This window comes from Phyllobacterium phragmitis (assembly GCF_002980495.1).
In the GTDB taxonomy this organism is placed as follows: Bacteria; Pseudomonadota; Alphaproteobacteria; order Rhizobiales; family Rhizobiaceae; genus Paramesorhizobium; species Paramesorhizobium phragmitis.
Genome location: NZ_PVBR01000020.1, coordinates 70,767 through 87,699, shown reverse-complemented (window position 1 = coordinate 87,699; position 16,933 = coordinate 70,767). Strand labels below are relative to the sequence as shown.

Below are 16,933 nucleotides of genomic sequence, written 5' to 3'. Positions count from 1 at the left end.
GCCCTGCCTGCCCTGCGGCATCGCGAAGACGCATGGCATCGATCCTCCTGAATTTGAGCAATGGGCTCAATACCCCTCTGCCTCGCCGCCGGGCCGGACCTGGCGGACGTCACGCCATGAATGGAGCAGGACGGAAATGACGAACCGGACAATCGTTCATCTTGAAATCAACGGGCGCATGCAGGCGCTCGATATCGAGCCGCGCGTCACGCTTCTGGATGCGCTTCGCGAACATCTGGGCCTCACCGGCACCAAGAAGGGCTGCGACCACGGCCAGTGCGGCGCATGCACCGTCCATGTCGACGGAGAACGCGTGCTCGCCTGCCTCACCCTTGCCGCACAGGCCGAGGGCCAGGCGGTCACCACCATCGAAGGGCTCGCCGGCTCGAATGGCGAGCTTCACCCCGTACAGGCGGCGTTCCTCGAATATGACGCCTTCCAGTGCGGCTATTGCACGCCGGGGCAGATCATGTCCGCGGTTGCCTGCATTCGCGAGGGCCATGCCGGATCGGATGACGAGATTCGCGAATATATGTCGGGCAATCTCTGCCGTTGCGGGGCCTATCCGCACATCGTCGCGGCGGTTCGTCAGGCTGCGGAAGATTTGACTGCACACAAACAGGCAGCGGAGTAGGCATCATGAGAGATTTTTCCTATTTTCGCGCCGGCTCGCTGGATGATGCGCGCCGCGCCGCGGCGCTCCCCTCCGCCATGCTGCTCGCCGGCGGAACCACCCTGCTCGACCTCGCCAAATGCGGCGTCACCGAACCTGAGAGCGTCGTCGACATCACCCATCTCAAAGGCCTGGGCGACATCCGCGTCGACGCGCAAGGCGCCTTCATCGGCGCGCTCGCCAGGATGAGCCAAATCGCCGAGGATGCAGGCATAATGACGCATTTTCCCGCCGTTTCGGAGGCCTTGTGGCAGGCGGCATCACCGCAGATCCGCAACATGGCGACATCAGGCGGCAACCTCATGCAGCGCACGCGTTGCGCCTATTTCCGCGATCCGGCCACCTTCCCCGCCTGCAACAAGCGCGCGCCGGGAAGCGGCTGTTCGGCGATCGGCGGCGTCAATCGCAATCATGCTATCCTCGGCACGAGCCAGTCCTGCATCGCCACCAATCCCGGCGATCTCGCCGCAGCCCTCGTCGCCTTCGATGCCATGGTTCATCTCGGCGAGCGCAGCGTGGCCGTGGACGATTTCTTTCTCCTGCCGGGAGACACGCCCGACCGGGAACATGCGATCGAGCCGGGCGAGATCATCACCGCGATCACCATTCCGGCCTCACCCGCCGCGCGCCGCTCGACCTATCTGAAGGTCCGCGACCGCCAATCCTATGAATTCGCCGCCGCAAGCGCTGCGGTCGGCATCGAACTTGAACCCGATGGCAGGACCATTCGCGATCTGCGCGTGGCGCTCGGCGGCGTGGCGACGAAGCCGTGGCGCGCCCGGGCAGTGGAAGACGCGCTGCGGGGCAAGACGCTGGAGCCGGAAACGGTGCAACGCGCCAGCCTGCTTGCCGTCGAAGGGGCGCTCAGCTCCCGCGTCGATCAGGGTGTCGGTCGGGACGGCAACCATTACAAGATCGAACTTGCGCCGCGTGTCGTCGCGCGCGCCATTTTGAAAGTTGGAGGTGTGGCATGACCGTTCTCGATCGTCCTGTGAAACATGGTGAAGCTTCCGACGGAGGTGGCGTCGGCGGGCGGCAGTCCCGTATAGACGGGCATCTGAAGATCACCGGCGAGGCGACCTATGCCCTGGAGCACCGGCTCGAAAATCTCGCCCACGCCGTGCTGGTGCCAGGCACGATCGCGGCCGGCCGGGTGATCAGGGTCGACACCGCGGCGGCTGAGGCCGCGCCCGGCGTGCGCCTCGTGCTCACATCAAACGATGATCTCGGTCTCAAGTTTGCCTCGGACTGGTTCGGCAATCGCGCCGAGGGGGTCTATCGTCCGCTCGTCCCGGAGATCGCGTTCAACGGCCAGGCCGTCGCGGCGGTGGTGGCCGAAACGCTCGAACAGGCGACCGCGGCGGCCGCCCTGATCAAGATCGCCTATGAGGAGACGACGGCGACGGTCGGCCTCGACGATCCCAATGCCAGCGAAGGCAACCTCGTCGACAATCTGACGGTGGCCTGGGGCGAGGCCGAGACAGCGTTTGCCGCAGCGCCGGTCAGGATCGAAGCCGAATACCGCACCCCTCGCGAATATCACGTGGCGATCGAGCCGCATGGCCTGATCGCAGCCTGGGAGGGCGACCACCTCACCGTTTACGAGCCGAGCCAGTGGACGCACGGCATGGCGCGCTCCTATGCGGAATGGTTCGGGCTTCCTCATGAGAACGTCACGCTGATCTCGCCCTTCATCGGCGGCGGCTTCGGATCGAAGGCCTCCGCGTCTTTTTACGGCGCACTCGCCGCCTCAGCCGCCAGGAGGCTCGGCCGGCCGGTGAAGCTCGCCGTCACGCGTCCGCAGACTTTCACCGCCTATGGCGGCCGGGCGGCGACGCGCCAGACGGTCGCGCTCGGCGCGAACGCGGACGGCGTGTTGCAGGCGGTCGTCCATCGCGGCGCCAACGAGACCTCGACGGTCGGAACCTGGGTGGAAAATACCGGCGCCGCCACGCCGCTGCTCTATGCGGTTTCGAATTTCAGCTCACAGCACCGGCTGGTTCCGGTCAACACCGTGACGCCGGGGCCGCTGCGCGCGCCGGGCAAGAACCCCAGCGCCTTCGGCATCGAATCCGCCATGGACGAACTGGCTTACGCCACCGGGATCGATCCGGTGGAACTGCGGCTCAAGAACGACGCCGAAAAGGACCCGCAGTCCGGCAAGCCCTGGTCGACGCGCCATCTCCGGGAGGCGCTTGCGGCGGGCGCCGAGGCCTTCGGCTGGGCCCGGCGCACGCCCGAACCACGCTCCATGCGCAATGGTCGCGAACTGATCGGCTGGGGCGTCGCAATCGGCACCTTCCCGGTCATCCGCGCCTATGGCGAGGCGATCATCGGCATCCGCAACGACGGCATTGTCGAGGTCATAAGCGGCGCCATCGACATGGGACAGGGCACCTATACGATCCTCGCCCAGACGGCGGCCGAAGCGCTCGGCGTGCCGGTCGATCAGGTCGAGGTCAGGCTTGGCGATTCGTCGCTGCCCGGATCGGCCGTCGCCGGCGGTTCGATGCTTGCCGGCGTCATGACCGGCGCCGTCCACAAGGCGGCACTGGCGGCGCGCGAGGAACTGGTCGGGCTTGCGCTCAACGACCCCAACTCGCCGTTCCGCGACAGCGGCGCCAACACACTGTCGGTGGCCGACGGCATGATCGCAGCGCCGCGCGGCGACGGGCCGGCCGTCACCATCGCCGAGCTGATGGCGCGAACTGGCCGCGACCGTATCGAAGTGAAGCGCGATACCCTCCCCGAGGCGCTGCGCAACGACGAGGGCCGCCTGCAGGCCTGGACCACCATGTCGCTCATGCGCGCGCCGACCGATGGCGACTATTCCATGCATAGCTGGTGCGCGCATTTCGTCGAGGTATGTGTCGACGAGGATTTCGGCACGGTGCGCGTCTCGCGCATCGTCTCGGCCTTCGACTGCGGCAGGCTCTACAACCCGAAGCTCGTCGAGAGCCAGTGGAAGGGCGGCATCATCATGGGTATCGGCCAGGCGCTGCTCGAAGAAGGCCTCGTCGATCCGCGTAATGCCCGTGTCGTCAACAACAATCTCGGCGACTATCTCGTGCCGACCAATGCGGACATTCCGGATATCGAGGTGATCTCGGTCGGCGTGCCCGACCTGCATGCCTCCGTCCTCGGCGGCAAGGGCGTCGGCGAGGTCGGCATCGTCGGCGTCGCCCCGGCCATCGCCAACGCCGTCTTCCACGCCACCGGCAAACGGATACGCGATCTGCCGATCACGCCGGAGAAACTGATTTAGGCGGTTCATTCTTATGTGGAAGTATAGGCGCTGTTATACCCCCCTCTGGCCTGCCGGCCATCTCCCCCACAAGGGGGGAGATTGGCTGATACAGACCTCGACATTCCTTCTTCAATATCCATGATTGATAGCCACATCAATGAAGGCGTAATCTCCCCCCTTGTGGGAGAGATGCCCGGCAGGGCAGAGGGGGGTGATTCCAGTCTATGAATGGGCAATCCCTCACCGCCCCATGCGGAACAGGATTTCCCCCTTTCCCAGGACGGCATTGTCGCCGCCGTATTTTCCGGGCTTCCGGCCCAATAGCGGCTTGTCGAGGATCTTGTCGTCGATCAGATACCGGTCGAAGAGACCTGAAAAGGCGATATCCGTCCGGCCGCAATCGATGAAGGTCGGCGAAATCGTCTCGGGCCGCCGGTCGAACAGAAGCGAGCCGCGCTTCATCAGATATCCAGGCATGGCGCCGACCCGGCCTGTCACCACGATGCTTCCGGCGATCATGCGGCTGCCGGCATAGTCGCCGCATCCTTTCAGGATGGCGAGAACGCCCCGGCGCATGCGATCACCGGCGTAATGGCCGGCTTTGCCGCGCACGATCAGCACGCCGCCCTCCATCCCCAGCATTTCTCCGGCGAGCGGCCCAGCGAGATAATCGCCTGAATTGCCCAATATCTCCAGGCGTCCGCCCGCCATGCCGGAGCCGGCATGCGGTCCGCAATTGTCCTCGATGACGAGCATTCCACCGCTCATCCTTCGCCCGGCCTGCGCGCCTGCGTCGCCTGCGACAAACAGCATGCCGCCGCTCATCCCCGCGCCGACGCGATCGAAACGACGGCTTCCGCCGTCAAAGATGATGTGGGAACGGTTCTCGCCCCTGATCTTGAAAATATCGCCCACGAGCGCCGGCCGCCGGCTGGTTCCGATGCGCAGTTTCGCAATTTCCGCAACGCTCATGCCGTCGAGCCTGTCAGGGATCAAAGCGGAGAGGTCGAGGCGTTCTTCCGGTTGCGCACGGAGCGTGAAGGTCAGCGCTTTCATGGCAGCAAATCCTTCAGATGATAGTGAAACTTGCCGAGCTTGCCGCCATAATTGCCGGCGCTGATGCGCAGCGCGCCCCGCTTCGGTCCAAGGTCGATCACGGCCTTCAGCCCGGCGCGCATGGCGGCGGAAACCGCATCGCTCGTCTCGCCATCGATCACGATCTCCAGAACGGCGTTGATTTCAGGATCGAGCGCGCTTTTCACCACGCCGCTCAGTGTCGGCGCGAAGGCATCGTTGGTCGAGGCCGTCATCCCCTTGTATTTGGCGCCGATCTTCGATCCCGAACGCACGATCCCGCCGGGAAACGGCATGATGGCGCCGGGAATTTTCCCGATCGCCGCCACGGCGCGCTCCGCCGCGACGAGCGCCTTCTCAGCATCGGCGGCAAGAAGCAGCAAATTGCCGCCGCCGACCGCCTCCCTGGTCATGCCCGTCGTCGCCTCGCACAGAAATTCCCCGTCCATAACGGGAACCCGCCAGTAATGCCTGCCGCCGAACTTCTTCGATATCTGCCAGCCATCGCCGAAATAGCGCAGCGCCGAACCGAGATTGAGCGGCGTGCCGCCCTCCATCCCGGCGAAACAGGCGCTACCCGGCGATGTCAGAACGCACTGGCCGAGCCGGTTCTTCAATTGCTTCTGCAATTCGTCCGTGCTCACGGCGAAGATCATGACGCGACAGCCCGGCCGGCCGTCGGGCGTCTTCGACGGCGGCAAATCGACATCGATCGCCGCCTCGCAGCCACAGCCGATCACCGATGTCGCATAGCCCGTCATGGTGATGGCAGCCTGGCGCGCCCATTTCAGCGTCGGCGCGGTAATGATGATGGCCGTTGCGCGCATGCCGAAAGCCTCGGCAAATGTATCGTCGATAGCGACTCCGTTGCGGATCAGCTGCTGCATGAAACCTCCGCGAAAGGCTCGTCCCGCTGGATCGCGCTGTCGGGAAAGGTGAACCAGTCGAGCGACAGGCCGTAGCGCTCCTCGTGATAGGCCTGCATGCGGCGAACCATCGCCTTGTCGGGCGTCGGTTTGAGGCGCAGCGCCTTGCCCCAGCGCAAATGCACGACCTTGCCGTTCTCGACCACCAGTTCACCGTTCTTAAAGACAAGAGCCGCCTCGCGGAACATGCCCGCGATGTCGCGACCCCTGCGGTAGACGGCGATATCGGCAATGGCGCCGGAACCCAGATGCCCCCGATCCTTCAGCCCGAGCAGCCGCGCCGGCGCCGCACGCGTCATGATGGCGATTTCATCGAGCGTGTATTCGCGCCGGAGCGAGCCGAGCGTCGTCAGTTCGAGCGCCGATGCGTTGAGTTCCGCCGTCTTGGCATCGCGGGCATCGCGGCTCATCAGGAGCTCGAACAATTCAGGATAGGATGTGAAAGGCGCGCCGTTCGGATGATCGGTGGTGAAGAACACGCGCCAGGGATCATCGATCAGCAGGAACAGTTCGAGCCCCACGGCCCATTGCAGCGATCCGTAGAAATTCTTCTTGTAGCGATAAGGCACGATACCGCCGCCATTGCCGTCGCCATCGATGATGACGGTCTTCTTCGGATTGGCATTGCCGATCGCCAGGAATTGCCGGGTAATGTCGGATGAGATCGTCACGGTCTGACCGAACATCACCTGGCCGACATCGATGGTGACATCCGGATTATTGTTCACCTGTTCCGCCAGCCGGGCGGCCTCGGAGGAGAATTTCCGTTTCCCTTCAGTGCCATAGCCGTAGAACTGAAGGTGGGCGAGATGCAGCGGCACACCCTCTGTTGCATCAATGGTCACAGACGCCGTATCGGCGCTTCCCGCAATGCCGAGATTGTTGGCATGGACATGCAGGGGATGCGGCACGCCGAGCCGGTTGACCGAGGCCTGCAATGTCTTGACGATCTTGCGCGAGCTGACGCCATAGGCGGGAACGACATCGTCGAACGAGAAGGCCCGGACATTTTCCTTGAATGCGGCGGCAGCGCCCGCATTGATCACCTTGACGCCGAGCGAATGCGTCGAGGCCAGCGTCCAGGCCACATAATCATCCATCATGTCGGAGGATGTCTTGTCACGGATCAGCGACAGGAGGAAATCGTCATTGCCAAGGATGGTGAGCGTCGCCTTGTCGATGATCGGGATATCGGCAAGCTCCAGATGTGTGTGCAGCGCGTTATAAGGAGACATGGCCGGTTCGACCACCGTGGTGAAGCCCATCTGCGCGTAGAGGCAGCCCGTCGTGAAGGTCGACCAGCCGGCGTTGGAGAGCGGCGTGTCGGCCGGACGCGGCAGATGCGCGGCATGCTGTTCCGGCAGGAGCAGCCGCGCGGTGTTCACATTGCCGCCGCCGATATGAGAATGGATGTCGATGGCGCCAGCCATGACGATGCAGCCGGACAGATCATAGGTCTTGTCGGCGCGCTCGCCCTCGGGCTTGTCGACAATGAAGCCGTCCTGGATCCAGAGATCCCGCTTGCCGCTTTGGCCATTGACCGGATCGATGATTTCCCCGCCTGTCAGCCGGATCAGCATGGCAGCGCCTCGCTCAACTGTCTGATGACGCCGGCGATTTCGGGCATGTCCGACGGGGCGCTGGCCCGTTCCGCCCTGAATGTCCCGATCCGGCTCGAATAAATCACGCTGTCATGGTCGATACCGGGCGCGGCGACGCAGATGGTGACGGCCGCGCTCCGCACCGGGTTTCTGGTACGCGCCAGCGCAACGAGCGGAATTTTACCCCGTTTCGAGAGCGATGCGCCGTCGCTTGCCGATATCCAGAGATGCAGATCCGCTTCCTTCTCCCGCAGCATACGCTGGATATCCCAGCGTTGTGGATCATAGACCGGCGCGCCATTCGGAAAACCGGTGCGCGGCGGAAAGCCGGTCATCCACACCGATGTCAGGACCGCGCCCCAGGCGGCATCGTCCGACGGCAGGAACAGGCTGCTGGCGCGCTTCGACCTGTTGAGATCGGAAACCAGGCCCTGCAGCATGGCAAGGCTCGTCGGTTCCTCGGGATTGCCCGAGAAGACGAAGACCGGAAACTCGGCGTCGGCCAAGGCCGTTTTGAGACTGTCAAGATTGGCGAGAGGGATGGCTGTTCGCTTGCCCGCGAGACCGGCCCGCAACAACGCCACAGCCGCGCCGAGCGAAGCTCCTTCGGCTGAAAGGCTGACGGCCCCGACCTTCAACGCGTGCTTGTTCATTCCGGTATCGCCGGAAGGCCGGTTTGCCTTCAGATGAAACCAGCTTCGTGATTGCTTGCCCGTGAGATCGGCCGGCGCGGACGCCCATGACAGGATCATGTCATGATGCGAGGCCGGAATATCGCCAATGACGACGATCAGGTCCGCGCGCCGGCGCACTTCGCCCGGTGTCGTGAACATACCGCCATATTGGGTGAAGAGGGCAATCTCGTTGAGGAGTTCCCTGCCCCTGACATGGTCATAGGCCGCGCCAAGCTTTTCGGCCAAAGCGATGACGCTGCGGGTGCCATGCACATCCGCATCGAATGATATAACCGGGCAGCGGCTGGACGCCAGAAGCTTTGCAGCATGCTGAATTGCGTCTGATAATGGTACTGCCTGGCTGCCGACCCATGCAACCGACATAAATCCCGCAACTTTCTGGTGCCGCTACAAAGCTTAGCCAATTTTAGCCAAATGTGAACCCCAATATCGCGGGTTTAGAGCAGGATACAATTAAGTTGAATCGGGAATTCTGCTCTAGAGTCTGTCAGAACTATCTTGAAACGGCTCCCCCCTAGCCGTCATTCTCGGGCTTGTCCCGAGAATCTACGACGCATGGTCTGTCAGAACAGGAATCACTTTATTTTCTTCTTATGGCAGATTCTCGGGACAAGCCCGAGAATGACGGCAGGACAAAATGCCTTGTCCTGCCAGCGGTTCAGTTAAGCCATGACAGCTCTAATCGTCATATTTCACATAGGCGAAGCGTTGGTCCGAGGCAGGCGTTCCGTCAAGCGCGCCGCCTTCCTTCCCAGGCTGCCACTGCACCACATCCTCGATCTTTCGTGCCAGTTCGAAATCCTTATTCGTGATGCCCTTTGCGTCATGCGACATCAAGATGACTTCGACCCAGGCATAGGATGCCTTGATATCGGGATGGTGCCAGGCGGCCTCCGCCAGATGTCCCACCGTGTTGATGACCATCAACGTCCCTTTCCAGCCATGCGTCTTGTATTTGCGGCGGATCCAGCCGTTCTCATAGCGCCAGTGCGGCAGTTCCTTCTGCAGCCTCGCGACGATCTCGTCCTCCGAATAGACCTTGGCTTTGGCTTTCACGTCGCTGCTCTGATCAGCCATCGAGGAAATCCTCCTGCATTCTTTGCATCTGACTTGCGTCCTGATCGAAAGACTATATCATAAGTCAGGGCCCGATTTTTGCAAAATGCGTTCAACGTAACGAGAACAAATGTCGGACTCCGTCTCCATAAAAGTACCTGCCCGTCTGCATCTCGGCTTTCTCGATATGCCCAAAGAAAATGGGCCGAGACAAGATGGTGGACGATTCGGCAGCATCGGCCTTCCGCTGGAAGGCATCGCGACCGAACTGACGATCTCCCGCTCGCGCGAAACATCCGTCGAAGGCGACGAGCGCGCCCGCGTCGCCCAACATCTCGCCCGGTTGTGCGCGCATCTCGGCATCCGGACGCAGCACCGGATCGTCGTCCACAGGACCATCCCCCGCCATGCCGGCCTCGGTTCGGGCACCCAGATCGCGCTTGCCGTCGCGGCAGCACTGCGCACATTGCACAGGCTGCCGCTCGACAGCCGCAACGATGCGATCCTGCTTGGCCGCGGCGCGCGTTCGGGGATAGGCATCGCCGCCTTCGAAAAAGGCGGCCTGATCGTCGATGCCGGACGGTTTCGCCAGAACCAGTCGCCGACTGTCATCACCCATATCCCATTCCCCAGGGATTGGCGCATCATTCTCGTCCTCGACGAGACGACGCAGGGCATCCACGGCGAGGCGGAGATCGAGGCATTCCGCACCCTGCCCTCCTTCCCCGATGCCAGTTCCGCCGCGATCTGCCGACAGGTGCTGATGGGTGTCATGCCTGCCCTCATCGAACAGGATTTCCCCGCCTTCGGCAGGGCAGTCGGGGCCGTGCAGACCGAAATCGGCGCCTATTTCTCCCCCGCCCAGGGAGGCGCGTTCACCAGCAAGGCGGTCGAGGCTGTTTTGGCGGACCTCAAATCCGCCGGCGCGGTCGGCATCGGCCAGAGTTCGTGGGGACCGACCGGATTTGCCTTCGCACCATCGCAATCCGAAGCGGAACGCATCGTCAAGGCCGCCGGCGAGCCGGAGCAGGTCTCCATCCGCATCGTCTCCGGCAGGAACGAGGGAGCGGAAATCATACGCAGCGCGCTCGATCTTGTCTCGTTGTGAAATGACTCCAGAAGCGATGGGCGCCATCACCATCGAAAGGAAGCGGAAAACGTGACCCGCAAGACCATTCTCCATATGCTGACGCCCTTGAGGCAGATGAGCCCGTTCGACGTGAATATGGCGCTTGACGCCGGTTATGACGCGGCCATCCCCTATACCGATGTCGGCCTTTCCGACGTCGGCAATCTCGTCCAGGACGCGATTTTTTCACGACCGCCGGATGCCGGCGTCGCGACCGGCATATTCCTCGCAGGCAAAGATGCGCCGACGGCACTCGACATGCTCGACGCCGCCAGAAAGGCCATGGTGCCGCCTTTCGAAATATCGGTTTTCGCTGATCCGGCCGGCTCTTTCACAACCGCCGCGGCGATGGTCGCCAAGGTGGAAAAGGCGCTCGCCAAGCACCACGACCGGACGCTGAAGGATTTGTCGGTGGCGATTTTCGGCGCGACGGGTGTGGTCGGCTATTGCACCGCCGTGATCGCTGCCCGCGAAGGCGCCAGGGTGACGATAGCAGGTCATGACGGGCTTCGCCGCGTCGAGGAGGTCGCGACCTCGATCAAGCAGCGTTTCGGCGTGACGGTCACGCCGGCAGACGGTTCCGATGAAGCCAAGAAAACCGCGATCGTGAAAGACGCCAATGTGCTGCTTACCGCGGCGAAAGCCGGCGTGCAGGTCATATCGCAGGCGCAATGGCAGTGCGCGCCCGATCTTCTCGTCGCAGCCGACGTCAATGCCGTGCCGCCCGCCGGGATCGAGGGATTGAAGGTGAATGCCAATGGCGAGCCGCTGGAGGGAACCCGGGCCGTCGGCATCGGACCGCTCTCCATCGGCAATGTCAAATACAAGACGCAATCCGGTTTGTTCGTCCGGATGATCAAAGCGGACAAGCCTGTCATCTTCGATTTTCGGGACGCCTTTGACCTTGCCCGCGACCTTGCAAAATAACGCCGCGCACATCAGCCCCACTGTCCTGATTGCCGCGATATCGGGCCGCTCGCTTGCCGCCGCCGCCCGCCGCGCTGGCTTGCGGCCGCTCGTGGCGGATTTGTTCAACGATTCCGACACGCTGCGGCTTGCCGAGCGCGCGATCAGGCTGCCCGGCAGTTTGCAGACCGGCATCGAAGCGGATGGCATCGTCGACAGATTGGCCGAGCTTGTCGGAAACGACGATCCGCAGGCGGTGATCTATGGTTCGGGCTTTGAGCGAACGCCTGACATGATCGATGCGATCGCCCGCCGCTTTTTCGTCGCCGGCAATAATGCCCGGACCATCCGCGCCGTCAAGGATCCGCTAAGCCTTGCCGATCTCTGCGCTTCGCTGTCGATTCCGCATCCTGAGATAAGCGGCGTTCGCCCTGACGATCTCGAAGGCTGGCTGATGAAGCTTGCCGGCGGCGCAGGCGGTTCGCATGTCGCGCATCCCGGCGGTGGAGCCGAAAAGCCGGACCACTATTTCCAGCGTTTCGTCGAGGGAAGGAATATCTCCGCGCTCTTCATCGCCGATGGAAAAGAGGCTCGTCTCATCGGCTTCAGCCGCCAATGGTCGGCGCCATCGCAAAACTCCCCCTACCGCTATGGCGGCGCGGTCCGGCTCTTGCGCTACAGCAAGCGGAAACAGCATCGGATCGGAGAATGGCTGACGGCGCTGACGGCGCGAACCGGCCTCGTCGGGCTGTGCGCCGCCGATTTCATCGACGGCCCGGCCGGCCTCTGGCTGATCGAGATCAACCCGCGCCCCGGCGCAACACTCGATATTTTCGACAGCGAGGAGACGCCGCTTCTGCGCCAGCATCTGAATGCAATCAGAGGCGCTGTGGTGAAGCGGCCCGCCTATGCCGGATCATCCGCGTCCGCGATCGCCTATACGTCGCATCCGATCCAGGTTTTCCCGCCCATCGAATGGCCGGAGATGACGGCCGATCACCAGATACCGGGTTCCGTGCTCGATGCCGGCGATCCCGTCTGCACCGTCTTTGCCAATGCCCGCTCGGCCGCGACCGCCGAACGGGCCGTCAAGAACCGCATCAAAGGCCTGTCAGTGCATTGGAAAGAAGGTTCGCCATGAGAAATGGCCATATGAGAAATGGACAGGCATTCCTGAACCGCAATGCCCAGCGCATTGTCGATGAGATGATCGAGAATGCCGATCGCCTCGGCATCACGCATAGCCGTGGCAGTCTCGGCGAGCATCTGATCGACGCCGGCGCAAAACAGCCGGGCGGCATCGAAGCGGGCCTGCGGATCGTCGAGATCTGCATGGGCGGCCTCGGCACGGTCTCCACGCAACTGGATCGAAGCGCGGGGCGATGGCCGCTCGGCATTACCGTGCGCTCGTCCCGACCGGTCCTTGCCTGCCTTGCCAGCCAATATGCCGGCTGGAACCTTTCTCACGACAAATATTTCGCCATGGGCTCGGGACCGGTCCGCACACTCGCCCGCGTCGAGCCGCTGTTCGAGGAAATCGCCTACGAGGAGCCGAACGCAAGATCGTCGGTGATCGTGCTGGAAACAGCCGCGCCGCCGCCACCTGAAATCGTCGAGAAAGTTTCGCGGGCGACCGGCCTCAGAGCGCAGGCTCTCACCTTCATCTATGCGCCCACCCAGAGCCTGACGGGTGCGGTGCAGATCGTCGGACGGGTGCTCGAAGTCGCGCTGCACAAGGCGCATGATCTGAAATTTCCGCTCGATGCGATCGTCGATGGCGTCGGCTATGCGCCGCTGCCCGCCCCTCACCCGGATTTCCTGCAGGCGATGGGCCGGACCAATGACGCCATCATCTATGGCGGGCTGGTGCAGCTTTTCGTGCGTGGCTCGGCCAGCGATGCCAAGGCACTTGCCGAGCAGCTTCCAAGCCGGACATCGCGCGATTACGGCCAGCCCTTTGCCGATATCTTCAAAAAGTTCAAAGGTGATTTCTACGCCATCGATCCGCATCTGTTCAGCCCGGCCGAGGTGAGCATTACGGCGATCGAAAGCGGTGAGACATTTCGCAGTGGTGGAATCGACAATACAATGCTGGAACAATCCCTTGGCTGAAACGGCGGAACCCATAACACAGACGATACTGATCTTGTCGGACAGGCCAGACGGCCAGGTGAAGCAGCTCTCGTCTTCATTCCACAGGCTCGGCGTCAAGACACGCACCATGCATCTGGCCGATATCGGCTTCGACAGCCGATATCCATCGGGTCTCGCCATTCCGGGTCTTGATGGCGCCCTGCCCGCCGCTGTCGTCGTGCGCGCCGTCTCGTCGGGCACATTCGAGGCGATCACGCGCCGTCTCGGCATTCTCCACGCCTTTGCCCATCTCGGCATTCCTGTCTGGAATTCCGCCAAGGCGATCGAGCGTTGTGTGGACAAGTCGACCACCACCTTTTTCCTGGCGCGGGCCGGCCTGCCCACGCCCGAGACCTTCACCGTGGAGAGCCTGGAACATGCGCGGGCCATCGTCGAACGCGAGAGCCCCAATGGTCCGCTGGTGCTCAAGCCGCTCTTCGGGTCGCAGGGCCGCGGCATCCGCCTAATCGAGGGGCCGCAGGACCTGCCGGTGCCGGAAGAAGTCGACGATGTCTATTATCTCCAGCGTTTCGTGGCGCGGACCGGTCCGCCCTTCCGCGACTACCGCGTGTTCACATGCGACGGACAGGTTCTCGGCATGATGGCGCGCTGCGCCGATGGATGGATCACCAATATCGCCAAGGGCGCGAAGGCCGAGCCGGTCACCGGCCTGCTGCAGGCGAAGCTTGAAGCGCTGGCGCTTGCCGCATCCCAGGCCATCGGCACCGATTTCGCCGGCATCGATATCGTCCCCGCAGCCGATGGCGGCCTCCTCGTCCTCGAGGTCAACAGCATGCCCGCCTGGACCGGATTGCAATCCGTCGTCCCCGTGCGCGTCGCCGATTGCATCGCCAGGGCGCTTGCCGCCCGCGTATTTCCGCGCCTGGGCGAAAGACCGGCAGCGTGACACCGACGCGCGATCAGATCAGGCAGGCCTATGTCGCGGCCTGCCTCGGCGAAATCCAGGCGCTGAAGCCCGGCAATGTGCATCGCTTCGCCGACGGCCACCGCATGACCGCGACGCAGTTCCTCGACAGCGCCGAAATTTCCGCCGACCCGTTGACCGATCCGGTTTTGCGCGTCGGACGGCGCATTCGCGATGCGGTGGCAGTAACGCGCGAGCATATCGGCACCAACACCAATCTCGGCATCCTGCTGCTCTGCGCGCCGCTCGCCAAAGCGGCGGAACATTCGGTTCCTGATCTCCGGCGCAACACGCAACTTGTGCTTGATGCGTTCGACCGCGACGACGCGCGTGACGTGTTCGCGGCCATCACGCTGGCGCAGCCCGGCGGGCTTGGCTCGGCGGAAAAACACGATGTTTCGAAAGAGCCAGCGGTCGGGCTCTTGGAAGCGATGCAGGAGGTCGCCCATCGCGACATGATCGCCCGGCAATATGTCACCGGTTTTGCCGATATCTTCGACATCGGCCTTTCGGCCCATGCGACGGCCATCGCCCGCCAGGAGGGCGGCATGTGGCCCATCGTCTTCGTCTATCTGGATTTCCTGTCACGCTTTCCCGACAGCCATATCGCGCGCAAGCATGGCGCTGCAACAGCCGAGAAGATTCGCACCGAGGCCGAAACCATCCGTGCCCGAATCATGGAAATGCGTGATGGCGAGGAGCGGGAAAAGCTGCTGCTTGCCTTCGATACGCGGCTGAAGGACGGCGGCATCAATCCGGGAACGTCCGCCGACCTGACGGTTGCGACGCTTTTTGCCGGGAACATCAACTTAGTCTTGCATAATCGCGGGGTTAATGGTTGAATTTTGCCAGCGGGGGATTTGCTTCCGCTGCTATCTGGCCAACCGACCCCGCTTAAAAGGGTGCTGTGAACAAGGATAGCTGTCCATCGAGAACCGTGTCTCTCGACGTACGGCATCTTTGGACAATCCATTTTTGGAAACGGTTTAGGGAGGAATCAGGCCGTGGCGAAAATCAATAAGGTAATGGTTGGCGAGTCTCTGATCGGTGATGGCAATGAAGTTGCCCATATCGATCTTCTCATCGGACCGCGCGGCAGCGCCGTCGAAACAGCTTTCTGCAATGCTCTGACCAACAACAAGGACGGATTTACCTCCCTCCTCGCGGTGATCGCGCCCAATCTGGCGTGTAAGCCCAACACGGTGATGTTCAACAAGGTCACCATCAAGGGCGCCAAGCAGGCGGTCCAGATGTTCGGTCCCGCGCAGCATGCCGTTGCAAAGGCCGTGCAGGACAGCGTTGCCGACGGCACGATCCCTGCCGATGAAGCCGACGATCTCTTCATCTGCGTCGGTGTCTTCATCCACTGGGAAGCGGAGGACGACGCCAAGATCCAGGATTTCAACTATCGCGCGACGAAGGAAGCCATCCAGCGCGCGGTGACAGGCAAGCCGACCGCCGCTGAAGCAACCGCCCAGCGCGACACGGTCAAGCATCCGTTCAGCGCCTAGACAAGAGACAACCCCGCACAGAGCACGCCCTCTGTGAATTCGGATGGCCTGATGCGCCGGTTGGCCAAGTTTCTGGGCTTTGGATGATGATAGGAAAAGGAGGGAGCAATCCCTCCTTTTTGTTTTGGGCGCGGTAGCCCGTTGGGAATAGCCGCTGATATGTTCATCCGCTTCATCTCACCCCCCTCTGGCCTGCCGGCCAGAGGGGGGTGAGATGAAGCGAGCGGCAAAAAGTGATTATCGCCAAAGGCCCTAAACGCATCCAAAATAGAATCCAGAAACAACGGCTTGAAGCGACCTGTTAAACCCCACTCTAAACAACCGATATATCCGCCCTCGCCATAAACCCCGCAACCGTTTCCGGCGTCAGCGCCCCATCATGCAATGCGGTCGCCACCAGTGCGCCGGCAACCCCCATTTCCTCCAGCCGCTCCAGATCACGGGCGTTGCGAATGCCGCCGGCGGCGATCACCACGCGATCTCCGGCGCGTTTCTTGACTGCCTCCAGCCGCCGGAAATCCGGCCCGTCACCGGCTCCGATCCTCGCAAGCGTCATGACGATCACCCGCGAAGGCCACAGGGCCTCCTCATCGAGAATGACCGGGGCTCCAAGAAAATCATCGCCGCGAAAATCCAGCGACAGGGCCAGTTGCGGATGCCCATGGAACGTTTGAAGCAGCGACATATCGGATTGCGATTCGGAACCGAGCACCGGCACGACGCCATTCAGAGCCAGCGCGGCTTGAAGATCGCCCGCCTCGCAAAATCCGGCATCGAGCCAGACGGAGGCGTGTGTGCGCAAGGGAGCCAGATTATCGAAAACGCCGGCCCCGGTAGTCCACCCCTCGATCCCGTCGAGATCGGCTACATAATAGGCGGGAAACGGAAAAATCTCCCGCAATCCGGCTGCGACATCACCGATCTCGGCCGATGGGCTGAGCGGTGTTTCGATCGGCCTGTAGCTGTCACGTTGGCCTTTGCGGGCGCGCACGACAAGACCGTCTTTGATGTCGAGAACGGGAATGATAAGCACTGGTAAAGCCGCTATCAGAGGATG

16 protein-coding genes are annotated in these 16,933 nt (G+C 62.5%); 10 read left to right on the top strand and 6 right to left on the bottom strand.

Annotation, left to right across the window (positions count from 1 at the left end; genetic code table 11):
- The first annotated feature begins 136 nt into the window (after positions 1-136).
- The 3 genes from C5748_RS21630 to C5748_RS21620 are packed head-to-tail and all read left to right on the top strand — an operon-like array spanning position 137 to position 3,938.
- A complete protein-coding gene (locus C5748_RS21630) occupies positions 137-634 on the top strand; it encodes a (2Fe-2S)-binding protein (protein WP_105744269.1) in 498 nt (165 codons plus the stop codon).
- Positions 635-639: 5 nt separating this feature from the next.
- Positions 640-1,647 carry an FAD binding domain-containing protein gene (locus tag C5748_RS21625; RefSeq protein ID WP_105744216.1) on the top strand — a complete coding sequence of 336 codons (1,008 nt, stop codon included), beginning with the start codon at positions 640-642 and terminating at the stop codon, positions 1,645-1,647.
- Entirely contained in the window at positions 1,644-3,938 is a 2,295-nt protein-coding gene (locus C5748_RS21620; RefSeq protein WP_105744214.1) for a xanthine dehydrogenase family protein molybdopterin-binding subunit, read from the top strand. The genes C5748_RS21625 and C5748_RS21620 overlap by 4 nt, the downstream gene beginning before the upstream one ends.
- A 222-nt stretch (positions 3,939-4,160) precedes the next feature.
- On the opposite strand, the gene C5748_RS21610 is transcribed toward C5748_RS21620, so the two are convergent.
- The 5 genes from C5748_RS21610 to C5748_RS21590 all read right to left on the bottom strand — a co-directional run bounded on the left by C5748_RS21610 (position 4,161) and on the right by C5748_RS21590 (position 9,293).
- A complete protein-coding gene (locus tag C5748_RS21610) occupies positions 4,161-4,976 on the bottom strand; it encodes a formylmethanofuran dehydrogenase subunit C (protein ID WP_105744212.1) in 816 nt (271 codons plus the stop codon).
- Entirely contained in the window at positions 4,973-5,881 is a 909-nt protein-coding gene (fhcD, locus tag C5748_RS21605) for a formylmethanofuran--tetrahydromethanopterin N-formyltransferase (protein ID WP_105744210.1), read from the bottom strand. Before fhcD ends, C5748_RS21610 begins: the two co-directional genes overlap by 4 nt.
- Positions 5,869-7,500, bottom strand: coding sequence for a formylmethanofuran dehydrogenase subunit A (locus tag C5748_RS21600; protein WP_105744208.1), 1,632 nt, complete (start codon positions 7,498-7,500; stop codon positions 5,869-5,871). Before C5748_RS21600 ends, fhcD begins: the two co-directional genes overlap by 13 nt.
- The gene (locus C5748_RS21595) at positions 7,494-8,468 is read right to left on the bottom strand and encodes a molybdopterin-binding domain-containing protein (protein ID WP_146119582.1); all 975 of its coding nucleotides are present in this window, start codon (positions 8,466-8,468) and stop codon (positions 7,494-7,496) included. Before C5748_RS21595 ends, C5748_RS21600 begins: the two co-directional genes overlap by 7 nt.
- Positions 8,469-8,894: 426 nt before the next feature.
- The gene (locus C5748_RS21590; RefSeq protein WP_105744204.1) at positions 8,895-9,293 is read right to left on the bottom strand and encodes a 4a-hydroxytetrahydrobiopterin dehydratase; all 399 of its coding nucleotides are present in this window, start codon (positions 9,291-9,293) and stop codon (positions 8,895-8,897) included.
- Positions 9,294-9,402: 109 nt separating this feature from the next.
- On the opposite strand from C5748_RS21590, the gene C5748_RS21585 reads away from it, so the two are divergent.
- From C5748_RS21585 to fae, 7 genes are all read left to right on the top strand, one after another.
- On the top strand, positions 9,403-10,380 hold the full coding sequence (locus C5748_RS21585; RefSeq protein ID WP_105744202.1) for a beta-ribofuranosylaminobenzene 5'-phosphate synthase family protein: 978 nt from the start codon (positions 9,403-9,405) through the stop codon (positions 10,378-10,380).
- 51 nt (positions 10,381-10,431) lie between these two features.
- Positions 10,432-11,328 (top strand): NAD(P)-dependent methylenetetrahydromethanopterin dehydrogenase, encoded by an 897-nt coding sequence (locus C5748_RS21580; RefSeq protein ID WP_280953499.1) that lies wholly within the window; start codon positions 10,432-10,434, stop codon positions 11,326-11,328.
- The gene (locus C5748_RS21575; RefSeq protein WP_245581912.1) at positions 11,306-12,448 is read left to right on the top strand and encodes an ATP-grasp domain-containing protein; all 1,143 of its coding nucleotides are present in this window, start codon (positions 11,306-11,308) and stop codon (positions 12,446-12,448) included. Before C5748_RS21580 ends, C5748_RS21575 begins: the two co-directional genes overlap by 23 nt.
- A gap of 11 nt (positions 12,449-12,459) precedes the next feature.
- The gene (mch, locus tag C5748_RS21570) at positions 12,460-13,419 is read left to right on the top strand and encodes a methenyltetrahydromethanopterin cyclohydrolase (RefSeq protein ID WP_105744263.1); all 960 of its coding nucleotides are present in this window, start codon (positions 12,460-12,462) and stop codon (positions 13,417-13,419) included.
- Entirely contained in the window at positions 13,412-14,347 is a 936-nt protein-coding gene (locus C5748_RS21565) for an ATP-grasp domain-containing protein (RefSeq protein ID WP_245581911.1), read from the top strand. The genes mch and C5748_RS21565 overlap by 8 nt, the downstream gene beginning before the upstream one ends.
- Complete coding sequence (locus C5748_RS21560; protein ID WP_105744200.1) at positions 14,344-15,207, top strand: triphosphoribosyl-dephospho-CoA synthase; 864 nt, start codon at positions 14,344-14,346, stop codon at positions 15,205-15,207. Before C5748_RS21565 ends, C5748_RS21560 begins: the two co-directional genes overlap by 4 nt.
- A gap of 162 nt (positions 15,208-15,369) precedes the next feature.
- Entirely contained in the window at positions 15,370-15,876 is a 507-nt protein-coding gene (gene fae / locus C5748_RS21555) for a formaldehyde-activating enzyme (RefSeq protein ID WP_105744198.1), read from the top strand.
- A 313-nt stretch (positions 15,877-16,189) separates the two neighbouring features.
- Here the strand turns inward: fae and C5748_RS21550 are convergent, their stop codons facing one another.
- Entirely contained in the window at positions 16,190-16,909 is a 720-nt protein-coding gene (locus C5748_RS21550) for a HisA/HisF-related TIM barrel protein (protein WP_105744196.1), read from the bottom strand.
- Between the last annotated feature and the right edge of the window lie 24 nt (positions 16,910-16,933).

Bases quoted from the DNA above. Each gene is read 5' to 3' on its own strand.
- C5748_RS21630 (WP_105744269.1), top strand. From the start codon at position 137: ATGACGAACCGGACAATCGTTCATCTTGAAATCAACGGGCGCATGCAG.
- C5748_RS21625 (WP_105744216.1), top strand. From the start codon at position 640: ATGAGAGATTTTTCCTATTTTCGCGCCGGCTCGCTGGATGATGCGCGC.
- C5748_RS21620 (WP_105744214.1), top strand. From the start codon at position 1,644: ATGACCGTTCTCGATCGTCCTGTGAAACATGGTGAAGCTTCCGACGGA.
- C5748_RS21610 (WP_105744212.1), bottom strand. From the start codon at position 4,976: ATGAAAGCGCTGACCTTCACGCTCCGTGCGCAACCGGAAGAACGCCTC.
- fhcD (WP_105744210.1), bottom strand. From the start codon at position 5,881: ATGCAGCAGCTGATCCGCAACGGAGTCGCTATCGACGATACATTTGCC.
- C5748_RS21600 (WP_105744208.1), bottom strand. From the start codon at position 7,500: ATGCTGATCCGGCTGACAGGCGGGGAAATCATCGATCCGGTCAATGGC.
- C5748_RS21590 (WP_105744204.1), bottom strand. From the start codon at position 9,293: ATGGCTGATCAGAGCAGCGACGTGAAAGCCAAAGCCAAGGTCTATTCG.
- C5748_RS21585 (WP_105744202.1), top strand. From the start codon at position 9,403: ATGTCGGACTCCGTCTCCATAAAAGTACCTGCCCGTCTGCATCTCGGC.
- mch (WP_105744263.1), top strand. From the start codon at position 12,460: ATGAGAAATGGACAGGCATTCCTGAACCGCAATGCCCAGCGCATTGTC.